Origin of the sequence: Streptomyces ipomoeae 91-03, from assembly GCF_000317595.1 — a bacterium.
In the GTDB taxonomy this organism is placed as follows: Bacteria; Actinomycetota; Actinomycetes; order Streptomycetales; family Streptomycetaceae; genus Streptomyces; species Streptomyces ipomoeae.
Window position 1 is genome coordinate 1 of sequence record NZ_AEJC01000281.1, and the last position, 2,019, is coordinate 2,019.

2 protein-coding genes and 1 pseudogene are annotated in these 2,019 nt (G+C 66.4%); all 3 read right to left on the reverse strand.

What is annotated here, in order from left to right:
* Positions 1–432 (reverse strand): annotated as a pseudogene (locus STRIP9103_RS18515) (Mu transposase C-terminal domain-containing protein); the annotation flags it as partial.
* 534 nt (positions 433–966) lie between these two features.
* On the reverse strand, positions 967–1,665 hold the full coding sequence (locus STRIP9103_RS18520; RefSeq protein ID WP_009314509.1) for a hypothetical protein: 699 nt from the start codon (positions 1,663–1,665) through the stop codon (positions 967–969).
* Between the two features lie 15 nt (positions 1,666–1,680).
* Positions 1,681–2,004 (reverse strand): hypothetical protein, encoded by a 324-nt coding sequence (locus STRIP9103_RS18525; protein ID WP_009314508.1) that lies wholly within the window; start codon positions 2,002–2,004, stop codon positions 1,681–1,683.
* Positions 2,005–2,019 lie beyond the last annotated feature (15 nt).

Sequence of the window (2,019 nt, forward strand, 5' to 3'; positions counted from 1 at the left end):
GCGAGCGGCCGGAATCCCCTCCCGCAGACCCGCCATGAAACCGGGATCGAGATCACGGGCGATGGCATCGTGCAGCGTCGTCAGCCCCACTGGCTTCTCCCCCGCCTCCTCGGCCATGCGCACCAAGTGCTCGTGGGCGCGCTTGACGTTGCCCTGATAGTCGGCGAGGACATCGATGATCTCGTCGGTGATCCGAAACCGTCTGCGCTCGGGCTTCTCCGTGGAACCGGTCTCCTCCGCCTGCGCCAGCCAGCGCCACACCTGCCGCACGCTCACACCCACCGACTCGGCGACCAGCCGCACATGCGCGGTCGTCAACTCCCCCGCCCCACGCAGCCCGAGCAACTGCCGCACCGCGGCAGGCCGCAACTCATCCCGATGCCGGCCCAAGCCCACCTCCGGAGCCTCCGAGGCGTCATCCAGTGCCGTCACCGGTGACGGCACCCATGAGGTAGGCGGGCCGATAACGGCACGGTGATCACGGACAGCCTCCAACAACGAACACCGCTTGCGTACGGGGCAGTTCAGTCAGACGCACGTGTGTGACGGATGCGTCTGATGCGAGGCTATGAGCCACGCATGGGCTTCCCGCCCAGCCGCTCACTCGGGCGGGTGACAGCAGAACGTTCCCGCCAGTTCGATGGACGCACGCGCTAATGACCCTCGGGACCGCTGCGGAAATCTGGACCAGCCAGGCTCTGCGGCACCGGCACCGGCGTCGCACTCCCCCACGGCACCTGCCAAGAACCGCCGGACACACTCCACGCACCCAGACGGCTCCGTGAAGACCAGGAAGACAAAGGAGAAACAGCGAACACGACACCGACCGATACGGCTTCACGTCACTGCAATGTTCGGGGAACTGTCACCATGATCGACCGACCCAACTGCCCTTGAGCAGCGCGAATACACCTACACGTCAGTGACATACAACGCCGAACATCCCAGCGACATCACCGCCGACCCTCACACCGGTTTCCTGCTGAACAGTTCTTCGATGAACTGTTTTCCTGTCAGCGCTGTGTGCCGATGCTCGTCGGACCATTCGTCCATCGGCGCTGTGTGCCGATGCTTGGACAGCACGACCTTTTCCCAGGCCCTGAACCAGTCTGGCTGTCGTCGGTCATGAACCCTGCAACCTCGCAGGAAGGCCGTGTACTGCTTCTCGTCGGCGGGGAGCGTCTGGCGTTTGACGACCCGTGCCGCCGTGGTCAGTGGCAGGTGCACTGCACCTCCAGCGAGTTCCTGCAGTTCGCGCAGCGGCGGAGCTCCCTGGTGCTCGTACAGCGAGTACAGGGCGTGGCTGAGGTCCGCCTGGTCCACGACGAACTGAGGCCGGGGTCTCGGAAGGTGGAGGGTGCCCCGCTCCTCCATCCGCGCCGCCACCCACAGGGTGCGCAGTTGCATGCCGCGCGTCATGACCTTCCAGGACACCTCCTTGTCCGCGAGGTCGATGCAGATGTCGCGGTACTCCTCCACCCTGTGCCACCTGGGCACACCCCCGCGATCAGAGGCAGTGCGCTTCAGGGTGGCTTCCGGGATGAGGAGAGGGTGGAGCGCCATCTCGGCGTACGTGATGCCTGCGAGGTCGCGCATCTCCCGCAGGTGAGCAGCCAGGGCGATCCGTCGGGGAGGGCCGGTCAGCGGGCTCTCGGGACGTCCCATGCTGGTCTGCCTCCCCTACTTGGGGCCCATGGCGGCAAGGACACCGTGGGCGAAGGCCAGCAGGACCCGGCGGCCTCCGGTCACCGCGATGGTCACCGCGGCGCCGATGCCGCCGCACCCGGCGAGGAAGGTGAAGACGTCGGTGACCGGCATGCCCACCACGTACAGCACGCACCCGATCATCGGGAAGACGATCAGGGGCAGCACATGCGGCAGCGTCAGACCACGCAGGCCGGGTACCTCACCCCCAGCCGCCGGGGACGGGGTGCTGCTCTGGCTGAGCACGACGGACTGGGGAATGTTCTCGGGCACGGCTCGGGAGCCGCTGTTCTTCGGCATTCAGCCCTCATTCAT